The 14473-nt window shown below is 72.8% G+C and carries 15 protein-coding genes and 1 pseudogene; 8 read left to right on the top strand and 8 right to left on the bottom strand.

What is annotated here, in order from left to right; genetic code table 11:
- Nucleotides 1-21 precede the first annotated feature (21 nt).
- Nucleotides 22-477: a Fur family transcriptional regulator gene (locus BJ961_RS16060; RefSeq protein ID WP_271413510.1), complete on the bottom strand. Its 456-nt coding sequence runs from the start codon at nucleotides 475-477 to the stop codon at nucleotides 22-24.
- Nucleotides 478-610: 133 nt separating this feature from the next.
- Between BJ961_RS16060 and BJ961_RS16055 the strand changes: the two genes are divergently transcribed.
- Entirely contained in the window at nucleotides 611-1711 is a 1101-nt protein-coding gene (locus BJ961_RS16055) for a DUF475 domain-containing protein (RefSeq protein WP_271413509.1), read from the top strand.
- A 40-nt stretch (nucleotides 1712-1751) separates the two neighbouring features.
- Here BJ961_RS16055 and BJ961_RS16050 read toward each other — a convergent pair whose 3' ends face one another.
- From BJ961_RS16050 to BJ961_RS16035, 4 genes are all read right to left on the bottom strand, one after another.
- Complete coding sequence (locus BJ961_RS16050; protein WP_271413508.1) at nucleotides 1752-3185, bottom strand: WGR domain-containing protein; 1434 nt, start codon at nucleotides 3183-3185, stop codon at nucleotides 1752-1754.
- Between the two features lie 126 nt (nucleotides 3186-3311).
- Entirely contained in the window at nucleotides 3312-4469 is a 1158-nt protein-coding gene (locus BJ961_RS16045) for an oxygenase MpaB family protein (RefSeq protein WP_271417062.1), read from the bottom strand.
- Between the two features lie 26 nt (nucleotides 4470-4495).
- Nucleotides 4496-5554 carry a polyprenyl synthetase family protein gene (locus tag BJ961_RS16040; RefSeq protein WP_271413507.1) on the bottom strand — a complete coding sequence of 353 codons (1059 nt, stop codon included), beginning with the start codon at nucleotides 5552-5554 and terminating at the stop codon, nucleotides 4496-4498.
- A complete protein-coding gene (locus tag BJ961_RS16035) occupies nucleotides 5547-5831 on the bottom strand; it encodes a polyprenyl synthetase (protein ID WP_271413506.1) in 285 nt (94 codons plus the stop codon). Before BJ961_RS16035 ends, BJ961_RS16040 begins: the two co-directional genes overlap by 8 nt.
- Nucleotides 5832-6093: 262 nt before the next feature.
- Between BJ961_RS16035 and BJ961_RS16030 the strand changes: the two genes are divergently transcribed.
- The 6 genes from BJ961_RS16030 to BJ961_RS16005 all read left to right on the top strand — a co-directional run bounded on the left by BJ961_RS16030 (nucleotide 6094) and on the right by BJ961_RS16005 (nucleotide 10831).
- Entirely contained in the window at nucleotides 6094-6396 is a 303-nt protein-coding gene (locus BJ961_RS16030) for an urease subunit gamma (RefSeq protein ID WP_271413505.1), read from the top strand.
- A gap of 74 nt (nucleotides 6397-6470) precedes the next feature.
- A complete protein-coding gene (locus BJ961_RS16025; RefSeq protein ID WP_271417061.1) occupies nucleotides 6471-6815 on the top strand; it encodes an urease subunit beta in 345 nt (114 codons plus the stop codon).
- On the top strand, nucleotides 6808-8517 hold the full coding sequence (locus BJ961_RS16020; protein WP_271413504.1) for an urease subunit alpha: 1710 nt from the start codon (nucleotides 6808-6810) through the stop codon (nucleotides 8515-8517). Before BJ961_RS16025 ends, BJ961_RS16020 begins: the two co-directional genes overlap by 8 nt.
- Before the next feature lie 62 nt (nucleotides 8518-8579).
- Nucleotides 8580-9296 carry an urease accessory protein UreF gene (locus tag BJ961_RS16015; RefSeq protein WP_271417060.1) on the top strand — a complete coding sequence of 239 codons (717 nt, stop codon included), beginning with the start codon at nucleotides 8580-8582 and terminating at the stop codon, nucleotides 9294-9296.
- The gene (gene ureG, locus BJ961_RS16010; protein ID WP_271413503.1) at nucleotides 9286-9981 is read left to right on the top strand and encodes an urease accessory protein UreG; all 696 of its coding nucleotides are present in this window, start codon (nucleotides 9286-9288) and stop codon (nucleotides 9979-9981) included. The genes BJ961_RS16015 and ureG overlap by 11 nt, the downstream gene beginning before the upstream one ends.
- Before the next feature lie 10 nt (nucleotides 9982-9991).
- A complete protein-coding gene (locus BJ961_RS16005; RefSeq protein ID WP_271413502.1) occupies nucleotides 9992-10831 on the top strand; it encodes an urease accessory protein UreD in 840 nt (279 codons plus the stop codon).
- A 5-nt stretch (nucleotides 10832-10836) separates the two neighbouring features.
- Here BJ961_RS16005 and BJ961_RS16000 read toward each other — a convergent pair whose 3' ends face one another.
- A complete protein-coding gene (locus BJ961_RS16000; protein ID WP_271413501.1) occupies nucleotides 10837-11913 on the bottom strand; it encodes a polyprenyl synthetase family protein in 1077 nt (358 codons plus the stop codon).
- Nucleotides 11914-12071: 158 nt separating this feature from the next.
- Between BJ961_RS16000 and BJ961_RS15995 the strand changes: the two are divergent.
- A pseudogene (locus BJ961_RS15995) lies at nucleotides 12072-14038 on the top strand (DEDDh family exonuclease).
- 79 nt (nucleotides 14039-14117) lie between these two features.
- Here the strand turns inward: BJ961_RS15995 and ykgO are convergent.
- The gene (ykgO, locus tag BJ961_RS15990; RefSeq protein ID WP_003978293.1) at nucleotides 14118-14240 is read right to left on the bottom strand and encodes a type B 50S ribosomal protein L36; all 123 of its coding nucleotides are present in this window, start codon (nucleotides 14238-14240) and stop codon (nucleotides 14118-14120) included.
- A 26-nt stretch (nucleotides 14241-14266) separates the two neighbouring features.
- Nucleotides 14267-14431 (bottom strand): 50S ribosomal protein L33, encoded by a 165-nt coding sequence (gene rpmG, locus BJ961_RS15985; RefSeq protein ID WP_007389579.1) that lies wholly within the window; start codon nucleotides 14429-14431, stop codon nucleotides 14267-14269.
- Nucleotides 14432-14473: the final 42 nt, after the last annotated feature.

Raw genomic sequence — 14473 nt, 5'->3', positions numbered from 1 at the left:
AATCCTTCCGAACGGGGCGGATCATGGTGCTGGGGAACTGCCGGGGGTGGAGCAGTCGGGGCACAGGCCCCGGTAGATGACCTCGGCCTCGTCTATCACGAAGCCGTGGTCGTCGGAGGCGGTCAGGCAGGGCGCGTCGCCGACGGAGCAGTCGACGTCGGCGAGTGCGCCGCAGGAGCGGCACAGGACGTGGTGGTGGTTGTCACCGACCCGCCCCTCGAACCGTGCGGGGCTGCCGGGCGGTTCGATACGGCGCACCAGGCGTGCCGCGGTGAGGGCGTGCAGGGCGTCGTACACGGCCTGGAGGGAGACGTGCCCGACGCGTCGGCGCACTCCGGCCGTGAGGGCCTCGGCGTCGAGGTGGTCTCCCTCCCGTACGGTCTCGAGCAGTGCCACGCGGGCGGCGGTCACCCGCAGTCCCGCCCGGCGCAGCTCGCCGGCGGTGGCCGGATTCCGGGAGTGCCGGGATGCCGTCATGGCGGCGAACCTACTCCCCGGGACACGAACGACTCAAGGAAACGAGCAACTCCAGCGTGGTAGACAACGTGCGTGGTGGGCACTGGCATGGGATGCCGCCCCCTTACAGCGCGACGACAGGAATGAGTGGCCGGTGCTTCTGAAGACGTTCCGCTGGGCTTTCGCCGTGACCGCCCTCGGGCTGGCCGCGGGCGTGCTCTACGACGGCTGGGCCGCTCTGGGCATCGTGGCGATCCTCACCGTCCTGGAGATCTCGCTGTCCTTCGACAACGCGGTGATCAACGCCGGGATCCTGAAGAAGATGAACGCCTTCTGGCAGAAGATCTTCCTCACCGTCGGCATCGTGATCGCGGTGTTCGGCATGCGGCTGGTCTTCCCGGTGGTGATCGTGGCGATCAGTGCCCGGCTCAGTCCGTGGAACGCGGTGCATCTCGCGCTCACCGACAAGGACCGCTATCAGGAACTGGTGACGGACGCCCACCCGTCGATCGCCGCCTTCGGTGGGATGTTCCTGCTGATGATCTTCCTGGACTTCGTCTTCGAGGACCGGGAGATCAAGTGGCTGGGGTGGCTGGAGCGTCCGCTGGCGAAGCTCGGCAGCGTGGACATGCTGTCGGTCTGCATCGCCCTGATCGTGCTGCTCGTCTCGTCGATGACGTTCGGCGCCCACGCCCACCAGCACGGCGGCACGCACGCGGACAAGGCGGAGACGGTCCTGCTGGCGGGCGTCGCCGGTCTGATCACCTATCTGGTCGTGGGCGGTCTCTCCGGTTTCTTCGAGCAGAGGCTCCAGGACGAGGAGGAGCGGGAGCACGAGGCTCAGGAGGCGGCGCAGCGCGCGGGGAGGCGGGACTCCCCGGTCGTGCTGGCGGGCAAGGCCGCGTTCTTCATGTTCCTCTACCTGGAGGTCCTGGACGCGTCGTTCTCCTTCGACGGTGTCATCGGCGCGTTCGCCATCACCAACGACATCGTCCTGATGGCCCTCGGTCTCGGGATCGGCGCGATGTACGTCCGTTCCCTGACCGTGTACCTCGTGCGCCAGGGCACCCTCGACGACTACGTCTACCTGGAGCACGGCGCCCACTACGCCATCGGCGCCCTGTCGGTCATCCTGCTGGTCACCATCCGGTACGAGATCAACGAGATCATCACCGGTCTGGTCGGCGTGGTCCTGATCGGCGCCTCCTTCTGGTCCTCCGTGCGCCGCAACCGGGCGCTGCGCACCGCCTCCTGAGTCGCGGTCTCCCCCGCCCGACGCCGACGCCGCTCCCCCGTCACCGGAGGCGCCTGATGTCGCCGCGCACCCGGTAGAAGCCGCCCGACGCGGCGTGCAGCGCGTCGACCACGTAGCGGGCGCCCGGTTCCCGGATCGCCCTCGGGAACTGGACGTTCCACGAGTGGTCGTACCCCTGCGACACCACGTGGATCCGGGTGCGGCCGTGCTCCTGGACGCACTCGACGACGACGGAGCCCGCGGGCGCGGCGGTCACGGTCGTCACGGAGGCGACCGCGGTGGCGGGCGCGTACGTCGGGAGGGTGGCGGCGAGCTTGACGTCGCGGGCGACGGGCACCGAGCCCTGCTGCGCGGCCGTGACCGCCGTCTCGCTCGCGTCCACGCACACCAGGGAGCCGTCGGTGGTGACGAGGAAGAGCCGGTCGTCGCGGTACTGCATGGACAGTGCGGAGCCGCCGCCCGTGCCGAGCTTCCACAGCCGGGTGCCGTCCCGGTCGAAGCAGTACACCGAGGAGGCGGAGTCCCCGGCGAAGACGAACCGGCCGCCGGGTGAGGTGGCGCACGAGTACACCGGACTGTCGCAGTGGTACGTCGCCTCGACGGCGCCGGTGGCCTTGGACAGCCGCTGGACCGTGTGACGCGCGGTTCCGGCGTACACGGCGTCGTCCTCCTGCCAGCCGAAGAGCACGGCGCCCTGGGTGGGCGTGTGCCACAACTCGGCGCCGCCGTCCGGGGCATGGGCCGTCACACCGCGGGTGTGCCCGTGGTAGACGGCGCGGTCGTCGGCGCGCACCATCCAGGCGTGTTCGCCGCGCCCGCCGCGCGCCCACTGGTGCTCGTCCTCGTGGTCGATGACGGTGAGGCGTCCGGCGCGGTCCGCGACGTTCAGCACGCCCTCGTGGATGTCGAGCCAGAAGATGTCCACGTCGGACGCGATGTCGTAGGCGGCGAACGGCAGTTTGGACGACAGGTCGTACACCCGGCCGTCGTCGCAGCCGGCGTAGATCCAGAAGTCGTCGGCGACCAGGCACTTGACGCCGTCCGGCAGCTGGTAGCGGGCGAGGACCTCGCCGCCGTGGGCGAGGGTGTAGACGTCACCCGCCTGGTTGCCCACCCAGCAGCGGTCCTCGTCGATGTGGATGCCGAACGCCGCGGAGCCGGTGCGGAACCGCCACAGGACGGGGGCGACCGCGCGGGCCGTGGAGGGCGCGGAGGCCACCTGCCGCCGGGTGACCGCGCGGGGCGCGCGCTGTCCCTGGACGGCGGGTGCGTAGCCCTTGCGGATCTTCTCGCCTATCTTCTTGGCCGCCGCGGCCTCGGCCTTCTGGAGGGTGGGGAAGGTCGACGTCTGGGTCTGCCCGGCGGCGCCGATCCGGCCGTAGCGCACCGTCACGACCTGTCCCTGGACGGTGACTTCGTAGAACTTGTGCGCGCTCCCGTCGTCCTGCGACAGCTCCAGGTACGTCCTCGACATGGCAGACCTCTCCCCGGTCGGGTCCCGCGGCGTGTTCCGCGGGTTCCACTGAAAGAACCGTAGAAGGTGCCACTGACAATCGGGCGTGGTGAGCGGCGGGGCCGTCCGGTCGGGACGTGCGGTGGTTCAGGAGACGGTCGCGGGCGGCGGGGTCCAGCGGCGGGTGCGGGCGGCGCCGGAGACGCCGTACTCCTTCCTCAGTTGCTCGGGGATGGCGTAGTGCATGACGCGTCCGCGGGTGAGGGAGGACAGTTCGAGGGCCGTGGTGAGGTGGCCGAGCCGGTCCAGGGCCCACGCGCCCAGCGGTGAGCGGTCCTCGATGGTCTCCAGGACGCCGAGGAGGTGCGGGGCGGCCTTGACCAGGGTGTCCCAGCCGCTGCGGGGTACGTCCAGCCAGTCGGCGCACGTGTCGCCGACGAGGTGGCGGATCAGCGCGGAGACGACCGGGTCGAAGAGGGTGCCGGGGACGACTTCCTCGTACAGGTCGATCAGCTGCCTCGTCAGGTGGGCGCCCTCCTCGGAGGGGCCCATGTGACGCAGCATGTACAGGTCGAGGAACCGGCGTGCCTCGTCGAGCGTGGCGGGGACGGCCGTCTGGTCGACGCCGAGCATGGCACCGACCACGCGCCAGGCGTAGTAGTAGGCGTCCGCGCCCTCCGCGGACATGTGGATGCCGAGTCGGTGCAGGCTGTCCAGGACGAGCAGGGAGAAGAACATCTGCCCGCCGATCATGTCCTCCTGGCAGATCGGCACGCCGAGGGCCTCGGTGTCCCAGCGGTCCTCCCGCTTCAGGTGGTGGCGGATGGCGGCGTGCAGCAGGCGCACCTTCTGGGCGGCCGGGATGAAGCGCCCGCCGGCCTCGAAGGCGTCGGGGCGCATGAGGTAGACGGTGAACTGACCGGTCTCCGCCATCCGTTTGGAGGGGTAGTTCAGCCCGTGGGTGGCCGACAGGAGCCGGGCCACGTGCGGGACGACGTAGCAGGCGGGCATGGACGCGAACGACAGCGCGGTGGAGATGTGCACGTTGTTGTCGATGAAGAACAGGCGGGCCCTCTCCATCTCGTCCCAGTCCACCCAGCCCGGCGGGGTGCCGGTGACCCGCAGGTACTCCCGGGCGACGCCGGGGAGACCGTCCGGGAGTCGCTGCCCCGCGGTGGAGACGTGGCGCATCAGGGAGTTGAAGGTGCCGACCTCACCGCGCTCGAACAGGGTGGCGACGACCGCGTCGGCCAGTTCGTCACCGCTGCGGCGCAGGGCGTCCATCGACTTGTCGGTGTGGTTCATCGCGGTCTCCTCGTCAGTGGACACGGTCAGTGGATGCGGTCGGTGGCCTGCTGGGCGAGTTCGCGCAGCGCCCGGCGCGCGTGCGGTGGCGTCCCGGGGGCGTCCAGGGCGCGGGTGGCCCGCTCCACGCGGTCGGCGATCATCTGCTCGACCCGTTGCGGTGCCTTCAGCTCACGCATGAGGCGGCGCACGTCGTGCAGGTGGGTCGTGTCCAGGTCACCACGGCCCAGCAGGCGCCGCAGCCACTCCCGTTGGGACGCGTCGGCGGCCTTCCAGGTCTCGGCGAGCAGTGCGGTGGGCCGGTGGGCGCGCAGGTCGTCCAGGCCCGCCTTCCCGGTGCGTTCCTGCTCCCCGAACAGGCCGAGCAGGTCGTCGCGGAGTTGGAAGGCCTCGCCGAGCGGCAGTCCGTAGGCCCGGTAGGTGTCCCGCAGTGCGGGGGCGGCGCCGGCCAGCAGGCCGCCGATGAGCAGGGGGTGCTCGACGGTGTACTTGGCGGTCTTGTAGCGGACGACCTTCAGGGAGGTGTCGGTGTCCGGAGGTCCACCGGTGTGCAGGATCTCCAGGCACTCGCCGGCGATGAGTTCACGGGCGAGGGCCGCCCACAGGTCGCGGGCGCGGGCGAGGTAGGCGGCGGGCAGGCCGCTGGTGGTGAACAGGCGGCCCGCGAGGACCATGAGGTGGTCGCCCACCAGCATGGCCAGGGACCGCGCCGCCGTCGCGGCGTCGGGGCGGCCGTCCCGGGCGAGTACGGCTTCCAGGGCGACGTGGGCGGTGGGCAGGCCGTGGCGCAGGCGGCTGTCGTCGATGAGGTCGTCGTGGACGATCGCGGCGGCGTGCACCAGTTCCATGGAGGCCGCCGCCCGTACGAGCGCGTCGCTCTCGGGTTGCCCTGCCGCCCGCCACCCCCAGTAGCAGAAGGCCGCACGCAGCCGTTTGCCGTGTCCGGCGGCCGTCCGCAGTTGGCCGGCCAGGGGCGCGAGGGCTTCGTCGACCGCCGACAGGTGTCCGGCCTCCTCGTCGAGGAAGCTCCGCAGGACGCGGTCGACGCGGGCCTTGAGGTCGGCCTGGTCCCAGCGGTCAGACATCGCCGTCGTCGGCTGCGCGGCGTGCCTTCACGTGCTGCGCGAGGACCTCCAGGTGGGCCGGAGGCACGTGCGCGTACCGGTCCAGGGCCAGCCTGCCCCGGGCCTGGAGATCCTGTTCCGCCTCCCGCACCAGGTCGGTGGTGTCCGAGCGGCCGAGGAGCCCCCGCAGCCCGCCCGCCGCCGAGCCGATCGCGCTCACCGCCAGGTCGGCCAGTCCGGCGACCAGCAGCACGGCCCGGTCGTCCTCTCCCGGCCCCCGGTGTGTCGAGTCCGTCATGCTTCTCCCCAGGAATTCACGTGGCCACGAACGCGCCTGGTCGACGGCGCGTCCGGTCAGAGCATGACCGGACGCGGGCGGCAGAAGATCCCGAATGCCCCTTTGAGTGATGTGGGGAACAGGTGTCGGGCGGTCCGCACGCCGCGGAGTCCCCCAGTGGCGCAACATCACCCCTCCCTCCGTCGGCCTCCGTGCCAGGCTGGCTCCCGGTACACGCAACCGCCGGTCCGTGCCGACCGGCGCGGACAGAGCGGAGACGGTGATGCTGCTCAGTCTTCAGGAGCGGGAGCGACTGATGATCTACACGGCGGCCAGACTCGCCGAGGAACGCCGGGAGCGGGGTCTCAAGCTCAACCTCCCGGAGGCCACGGCGATCATCTCCTCCTTCCTTCTCGAAGGGGCCCGCGACGGACGGACCAAGGCGGACCTCCAGGACGCGGGCCGGAACGTGCTGCGCCGGGACGAGGTGATGGACGGGGTGGCCGACATGCTCGCCCAGGTCCAGGTCGAGGCGACCTTCCTGGACGGCACGAAGCTGATCGCGGTGCAGGGGCCGATCCAGTGAGCGAGCGGCAGCGGCGTCCGGGCAGCGGCAAGTCCCTCGTTCCGGGGTCGGGCAAGGGGGAGTCGACCGGGTTGGTGCAGCCCGGCGCGGAGTCGGCCGACGAGCCCGGGGCGCCGGGCCAGATCATCTACGGTCCCGGGCCGGTGACCATCAACGCGGGCCGTCCGGTGATCAGTGTCTCGGTCCTCAACACGGCGGACCGCCCGGTCAGCGTCGGTTCGCACTACCACTTCGCCGAGGTCAACCCGGCGCTGAGCTTCGACCGTGACCGTGCCTGGGGGCACCGGCTGAACATCCTGGCCGGTGGGATGCGGCGCTTCGACCCGGGCGCCACCGTCGAGGTCGAGCTCGTTCCACTCGGTGGCCGGCGCATCGTGCGCGGGCTGCGCGGCGCGTGCGGAGGAGCCCTCGATGGCTGAGATCGACCGGCGCGACTACGTCGCCTCGCTCGGGCCCACCAAGGGCGACCGGATCCGGCTCGCCGACACCGACATCCTCATCGAGGTCGAGGAGGACCGGTGTGTCGGCGGCGACGAGACCGTCTTCGGCGGCGGCAAGTCCGGACGCGAGTCGCAGGGGCAGTCGCACGCCACCCGGGCCGAGGGAACCCCGGACCTGGTGATCGGCGGCGTCGTGGTGCTCGACCACTGGGGTGTGGTGAAGACCGACGTGGGGATCCGCGACGGGCGGATCGTCGCGCTCGGCAAGTGCGGCAACCCCGACATCATGGACGGGGTCCATCCGGACCTGGTCATCGGGCCCTGCACCGAGATGGTCAACGGCAGCGGGCTGATCCTGACGGCCGGCACGGTGGACACCCATGTCCACTTCGTGTCTCCCGACATGTCGATCGTCGCCCTGGAGGCCGGCACCACGACCCTGGTGGGTGGTGGCACGGGGCCGACCGACGGGTCGAAGGCGGCCCTGGCCACGCCGGGCGGCTGGTGGATGGAACGGATGCTGGAGGGGTTCGATCCGTGGCCGGTCAACGTGCTCTTCCTGGGCCGGGGCAGCACGGTCAACGAGGAGTCCCTGTGGGAGCAACTGCGCTCGGGCATGGGCGGCTTCAAGGTCCATGAGGACTGGGGCGCCACTCCGGCCGTCATCGACACCACGCTGCGCGTCGCCGACGCGGCCGGGGTCCAGGTCGCGATCCACAGCGACACCCTCAACGAGGCCGGGTTCGTCGAGGACATGCTGCGCGCGGTCGACGGCCGCACGTTTCACGCCTTCCACACCGAGGGCGCCGGCGGCGGCCACGCGCCGGACATCATCCGGATCGCGGGCGAGTCCTGCGTCCTGCCGTCCTCGACCACGCCGACCCGGCCCTTCACCGTCAACACGGCCGACGAACAGCTCGACATCTGCCTGATCGCCCATCACCTGAACCCGAACATCCCGGCCGAACTCGCCTTCGCCGAGAGCCGGGTGCGGGCGTCCACGATGGCGGCGGAGGACATCCTCCAGGACATGGGCGCCATCTCGGCGATGACCTCCGACGCCCAGGCGATGGGCCGGCTCGGCGAGGTGGTGCGGCGGACCTGGCAGACCGCCCACGTGATGAAGAGGCTGCGCGGTCCCCTCCCCGGTGACGGCCGGGCGGACAACCACCGCGCCCGCCGCTACGTCGCCAAGTACACGATCGTCCCCGCGACGATCCACGGTCTCGAACGCGAGGTCGGTTCCGTCGAGCCGGGCAAGCTCGCCGACCTCGTCCTGTGGGAGCCCGCACTGTTCGGGGTGCGGCCGACGGCGGTCTACAAGTCGGGCATGGCGGCGATGGCACTGCTCGGCGACCCCAACGCCGCCGTGCCCACTCCGCAGCCGGTGCTGCCGAGGCTGGGCTACAACGTCCACACCAGGGCCGCCGGAGCGACGAGCGTGGCGTTCGTGGCGCCGGCCGCGATCGAGGACGGCCTGGCGGACCGGCTCGGGCTCGACCGCAGACTCGTCCCGGTGGAGAACACCCGCCGCCGGACCAAGGCCGACCTGCCGCAGAACGACGCGCTGCCGGACATCGAGGTCGACCCGGACACGTTCACCGTACGCATCGACGGGGAGGTGGTCGACCACGAGCCGGCGACCGAACTGCCGATGAACCACCGTTACTTCCTGTTTTGACCGGGCCCGTCGACCCAGCTGCCGGGACCGTCGACCCAGCTGCCGGGACCGCCGCCCTGCTGATGCTGGCGGACGGGCGCTTCCCCGCGGGCGGTCACGCCCACTCCGGCGGACTGGAGGCGGCGGTCGTGGCGGGGCGCGTGTCGGATCCCGGCACGCTGGAGGCGTTCCTGCGCGGCCGGGTCGCCACCAGCGGGGCCACCGCGGCCGCCTTCGCCGCCGCGGCCTGCGCGGCGTTCGGCGGGCTGCCGGAAGCCGAGACGGGGTCCTTCGGCGGGCTGCCGGAAGCGGAGACCGGGGTGGTCGGGGAGGGCCGGCTCGGCGCGCTCGACACCGAGTTCGAGGCGCGCACCCCGGCTCCGGCGTTGCGTGCCACCTCCCGCAAGCTCGGCCGGCAACTGCTGCGCACGGCCCGGGCGATCGGCCCCCATCCCGGGCTGGACGCGCTCGCCGCCGCGCTGCCGGGCGGCCCGCACCAGCCCGTCGCCCTGGGCGCGGCGGCCGGGGCGCTGAGGCTCGGCCCCTACGCGGCGGCGGCGGCCGCGCTGCACGACGCCGCGACCGGCCCGGCCACGGCGGCGGTGCGGCTGCTGGGGCTCGACCCCTTCGCCGTGCACGCCGTCCTCGCCCGGTTGGCGTCCGACCTCGACCGACTGGCCGCCGCGGCCACCGGCCACGCCGACGCGCCCGCCGCCGAACTGCCCGCGTACGGCGCCCCGTCGCTGGACATCTCAGCCGAACTGCACGCCACCTGGGAGGTGCGTCTCTTTGCGTCCTGACCGACACGATCCCGAGGAAGAGCACACACACGAGCACCCGCACCCGGCCCCCGCCCCGGGCCGCCTCGCCCGGACTCCGGGGCGGCCGCTGCGGATCGGCCTCGGCGGTCCGGTGGGGTCCGGCAAGACCGCGTTGGTCGCGGCGCTGTGCCGGTCGCTGGCCGACGAGCTGCAACTGGCCGTCGTCACCAACGACATCTACACCACCGAGGACGCCGACTTCCTGCTGCGCAACGGGGTGCTGCCCGCCGAGCGCGTCCGGGCGGTCGAGACCGGATGCTGCCCGCACACCGCGATCCGGGACGACATCTCCGCCAACCTCGAAGCCGTCGAGGACCTGGAGCGGAGCCTGCCGCCACTGGACCTGATCCTGATCGAGAGCGGCGGGGACAACCTCACCGCCACCTTCAGCCACGGTCTGATCCACCACCAGATCTTCGTGATCGACGTCTCCGGCGGCGACAAGGTGCCCCGCAAGGGCGGGCCCGGGGTGACCGCGTCGGACCTGCTGGTCGTCAACAAGACGGACCTCGCCGGTCAGGTGGACGCCGATCTGTCGGTGATGGCCCGTGACGCCAAGGCCAAACGCGACGACCTGCCCGTGTGCTTCCTGTCCCTCGTCGAGGACCCCTCGGCGGGCGGGGTCACCGCCTGGGTGCGCGAACGACTGGCCGACGGCGGCTGAGGAGCGTGCGATGACCGAGGCATCCGCCCGGCTGGCCACCGAACTCGCCGGAGGCGGGCCGGGACGGCCCCGCACCAGGATCTCGGTGCTGCGCTCGGGGTGGCCGCTGATGCTGCGGGCGACGGCACCGCTCGCCGACACCCCGGCCACGGCCTGGGTCGGCCGCACGACCGATCCCGCCCGCGTCCACCTCGCGGCCGGCGCGGCGGGGCCGCTCGGCGGCGACCGGCTGCGCCTGGAGGTCCGGGTGGGACCCGGCAGCGCTCTCGTACTGGGCGAGATCGCCACCACCCTCCTGCTGCCGGGAACCTACGGCGGCCGGTCGCGCCTGGACGTCCGCATCCACGTGGGTGCGGGCGCCGCCCTGGCCTGGCTCCCGGAGCTGGTGATCGCCGCCCGGGGCTGCCGGCACGTCACGGACACCCGGGTGGTGCTGGAGCCGGGTGCCCGGCTCGTCCTGCGTGAGGAAGTGCTGTTCGGCCGGCACGGCGAGCCCTGCGGCGGGTTCCGCCAGCGGGTTCGCGTCGAGACCGGGGGCGGCCCGCTCTACGACCAGGAACTCGGCGCGGGTCCGGCAGCGCCCGGATGGGACGGCCCGGCCGTCACCGCGGGACGGGCCGCGGCCGGGACTCTGCTGGTCGTGGACCCCGGCCGCCCGGTGCCCGACGAGACCGCCGCCGCCGCGTTCCCCGCAGCCGACACGGCCCTCATGGAGCTGCCCGGCGGGGGGACGCTGTTCAGTGCCCTCGCCCCCGACACGGCGGTCCTGCGGCGGCTGCTCGACGGTGCGGCGGCGCGTCTGCTGAGCCGTGCGCACGAGCCCGGGGGCCTCGTGCCGGCCGCCGTGTGACCGGATCAGCGGGACCGCTCGACGCTCCAGCGCGGCAGCAGCTCGAAGAAGGCGACGGCGTCCTCGCGCCACCGGGGCCGCCAACGGGCCGCCACCTGGCGGGCCTGCTCGGCGTACTGCCGCATCTCGGCGCGCATCCGGTCGGGGACACCGGCACGTTCACCGATCGCGCGGATCTCGGCGATGGTCTCCTGCGTGCAGGCGCGATGGCCCAGGGCCTCCTTCACGAAGGCCCGCTCGGCCCCGTTCACGGCGGACAGCAGGCGGACGACGGTGTACGTGTGCCTGCCCTCGCGGATGTCGGTGCCGGTCGGCTTCCCCATCGCCTCCGCGTCGCCGAACAGGTCCAGGTAGTCGTCGCGCATCTGTCCGCAGATGCCGATCAGGCGTGCGTAGTCGCTCAACTCGGCCTCGTGTGCTCCCGGTTGCTCACCGGCGGCCAGTAGTCCCAGGCGCATGGGCGCGAGGACGGAGTAGCGGGCGGTCTTGTGGTCGGCGACGGCGTGCAGGACGGCGTCGCCCGGCGGGGTGTCGGTGAAGTCCCGTTCCAGGTCGACGATCTGCCCCACGAAGGTGTCGGCCGCGGCCCGCGTCTGGACCTCGACCATGGCCTGCCGCACCGCGGCCGGCAGCCCGGCGTCCAGCAGCACCCGCAGGCTCAGGGCGAGCGCGAGGTCGCCCGCGAGCACGGTGAGTCCGAGTGCCGCCCGCGGATGCTCGGGGAACCGTTCCCGGTAGGCGTAGTAGGTGGTGGGGCCGCCCCGGCGGGTGGCGCTGTCGTCGATGAGGTCGTCGTGCACCAGGCCGTGGGTCTGGAGCAGTTCGACGCTCAGCGCGGCGGCGTCCAGCCCTTCGACGGGTGCCTCGGTCACCAGACGGGCGGCCTCGTACAGCAGCACCACCCGCATCCGTTTGCCGCCCCGCATCGACAACGCGCGCAGCAGTTCCAGACACTCCGGTGTGAACCTGCTGAACGCCGGCACGTCCAGCGTCGCCTCGAGCGAGTCGAAGTACTCGGCGAAGCGCTTCTCGAACCCTCGCTGATGTCCGGCCAGCCGGTCCGGCAGTCGCTCGACGCTCACGAAGTCCTCCTGGGGTGGGGCGGATGGCACGCTCGCAGTGTGCCAGGGTGTCCGGGCGCCGAGCGGCGCGGGGCGGGGTCGTCATAAACCGGGAGCAATCGCCACCGAAGTCGTCGTTCGAGTTGAAGGAGTTGTGGACATACCTCCATCCTTTCTCCATGCCTCTCGCGTCTGCCGCCTCCGATCTGTCCGACCTGCGCGACTACGCCCTCGATTGGGCGTTGGTCGACGTGGAGACCTCCGGTCTCGTACCGCGCCGTGACCGGGTGCTGTCCGTGGCCGTGGTGACCCTCGACCCGGACGGCCGGCAGACCGGGGAGTTCTCGACCCTGCTCGACCCCGGCTGCGATCCGGGGCCGGTACACGTGCACGGACTGACGGCCGAGCGGCTGCACGGGGCGCCGGTCTTCGAGCAGGTGGCGGAGCGCGTCGGCGCGCTGCTGGAGGGCCGGGTGCTGGTCGCCCACAACGCCCAGTTCGACTACGACTTCCTCGCCCACGAGTTCGCGAGGGCGGGACTGCGGCTGCCCGTGGCCAGGCGGCTGTGCACCCTGGCGCTGAACCGCCGCGTCGACCCGCCGACCGACGACCTGAGGCTCGGCACGCTCGCCGCGCACTACGGCGTACGCCAGGTCAAGGCGCACGACGCGCTGGACGACACCCGGGTGCTGGCGGGGGTGTTGCGCGCTTCGCTGCGGGAGGCGGCGCAACTCGACCTGCCGCTGCCGCTGGTGGCGTGCCCGCCGCGGCAGGACCCGCGGTTCGCGCCGCTGCCGCCGAAGACACCGTGCGCCTTCCGCAACCCGGGACGGCTCGCCCCGGGCGGGCCGCTGGTGCAGGGCATGAAGGTCGCCGTCACCGGCGAGACGCGAACCGCCCGGGCGGACCTCGTGCTGCGGGGCGTCGCGGCGGGGCTCAACATGATGACCTCGGTCAGCAGGCACACCAGCGCCCTGGTCACCAACGAGCCGGCCGCGGGCTCGGGCAAGGCACGCCGGGCGCGCGCGGAGGGCGTGCCGGTGATCGACGAGTCGGCCTTCCTGCGCCTGCTCGGCGATGTGCGTCCCGGCATCTCGCACGAGGGGGCGGCGGCCCCGGACCGCGTGCCGACGCCGCGCCCCGTGTCGGCTCCGGATCCCGTGCCGGCCGCGGAGCCGGTCACGGCCTCGGAGCCCGCGACGGCCGCGGAGGCGGTCATGGCCCCGGAGCCCGCGACGGCGCCCTCCCCGGGCTGCCGGCCGTGCCGACGCCACGCGAACCGGAGCCCGGCGAGGCCGCCGCCGGTCCGGCGTCCGGCAGGAAGCGCTCCGCGAAGCCGCGCGGGCCGCTCTCCGGGCGGCGGGTCCTCGTGCTCGGCGGCACCCACCCCGACGCGGTGGCCGCCCGCACCCGCGTCGTCGAACTCGGCGGGGCCGCGGCCGTCAACCTCTCCGCCGGCGTCACCGACGTGGTCGTCCTCGACGGCGGCCACGCGGATCGCCGACTGCCCCGGATCACCTCGCTGCTCCTGCCCACGCACGACGCCGCGTGGCTGGTCGCCCCGGTGGTCACCGAGGCGCCCGGGGCAAAGGGCAGGCGCGCGGCCGCCCATGTGCTGCCGCGCGGTGGCGTCGTCGACCTGCCCCTGCCGACGAGGCGCGAACGGGCGCACCGCTGGACGGTCACCGCGTCCTGGGCGCAGCAGACGGCGTGCGAGATCGATGTGGTGGCGTTCGTGCTGGACGAGGACGAACAGGTCTCCTTCGACGAGGACTTCGTCTTCTACGGTGCCCCGGAGAACCCGGGCGGCACCGTGCGGCTGCTGAGCGACGGCCCGACCGAGCAGACCGTCAGCGTGGACCTGGCCACGCTGCCGTCCTCGGCCCGCAAGGTCGTCGTCGCCGCCGCGATCGACGGCTCCCCGGCCTTCGGCGACGTGGGTGCCCTGCACATCGCCTCCGGCCCCGGCACCAGCGCGGCCGCCCTCGCCCAGGCCACGCTGGACGCGGCCACCACCGAGCGGACGATGCTGCTGGCGGAGATCTACCGGCGCGGGCAGAGCTGGCGGCTGCGGGCGGTCGGCCAGGGCTACGACCACGGCCTCGGCGCCCTCGCCCGGAGCTACGGCGTCGACGTGTCCGACTGATCCCGGACGTGTGCGGGCGCGTACACGCCGCGGCCCGGCCCCGCCGATCGCGGGGCCGGGCCGGGAAGCGCGCGTCCGCTCAGCCCTGGCGGGCCTTGAAGCGCGGGTCCTTCTTGTTGATGACGTAGGTCACGCCCCGGCGGCGCACCACCTGGGCGCCGGGCCTGGCCTTGAGGGCGCGCAGGGAGTTGCGGACCTTCACGGCTGCCTCCTCGCTCGTCGGATCGTTCAGCGTTCCTCGCGGAACGGCACGTGCTCCCCCGCCACCGGGTCGTACTTGCGCAGGACGAGCCGGTCGGGGTCGTTGAGGCGGTTCTTGCGGGTGACGTAGGTGACGCCGGTCCCGGCGGACGACTTCAGCCTGACGACCGGGCGTGCGGTGCTGCGTGCCATGGTGCTCCTTCCGACCGCGGCGCGGGCTGCGGTTCTGTCCCG

The sequence above is a fragment of the Streptomyces lienomycini genome (genome assembly GCF_027947595.1).
GTDB lineage: Bacteria > Actinomycetota > Actinomycetes > Streptomycetales > Streptomycetaceae > Streptomyces > Streptomyces lienomycini.
The sequence above is the reverse complement of the archived record's forward strand: the minus strand, read 5'-3'. Positions and strand labels throughout refer to the sequence as shown.

Excerpts from the sequence above, each read along its gene's own strand:
- BJ961_RS16060 (WP_271413510.1), bottom strand. The coding sequence starts at position 477 with ATGACGGCATCCCGGCACTCCCGGAATCCGGCCACCGCCGGCGAGCTG.
- BJ961_RS16050 (WP_271413508.1), bottom strand. The coding sequence starts at position 3,185 with ATGTCGAGGACGTACCTGGAGCTGTCGCAGGACGACGGGAGCGCGCAC.
- BJ961_RS16045 (WP_271417062.1), bottom strand. The coding sequence starts at position 4,469 with ATGAACCACACCGACAAGTCGATGGACGCCCTGCGCCGCAGCGGTGAC.
- BJ961_RS16040 (WP_271413507.1), bottom strand. The coding sequence starts at position 5,554 with ATGTCTGACCGCTGGGACCAGGCCGACCTCAAGGCCCGCGTCGACCGC.
- BJ961_RS16035 (WP_271413506.1), bottom strand. The coding sequence starts at position 5,831 with ATGACGGACTCGACACACCGGGGGCCGGGAGAGGACGACCGGGCCGTG.
- BJ961_RS16030 (WP_271413505.1), top strand. The coding sequence starts at position 6,094 with ATGCTGCTCAGTCTTCAGGAGCGGGAGCGACTGATGATCTACACGGCG.
- BJ961_RS16020 (WP_271413504.1), top strand. The coding sequence starts at position 6,808 with ATGGCTGAGATCGACCGGCGCGACTACGTCGCCTCGCTCGGGCCCACC.
- BJ961_RS16015 (WP_271417060.1), top strand. The coding sequence starts at position 8,580 with ATGCTGGCGGACGGGCGCTTCCCCGCGGGCGGTCACGCCCACTCCGGC.
- BJ961_RS16005 (WP_271413502.1), top strand. The coding sequence starts at position 9,992 with ATGACCGAGGCATCCGCCCGGCTGGCCACCGAACTCGCCGGAGGCGGG.
- rpmG (WP_007389579.1), bottom strand. The coding sequence starts at position 14,431 with ATGGCACGCAGCACCGCACGCCCGGTCGTCAGGCTGAAGTCGTCCGCC.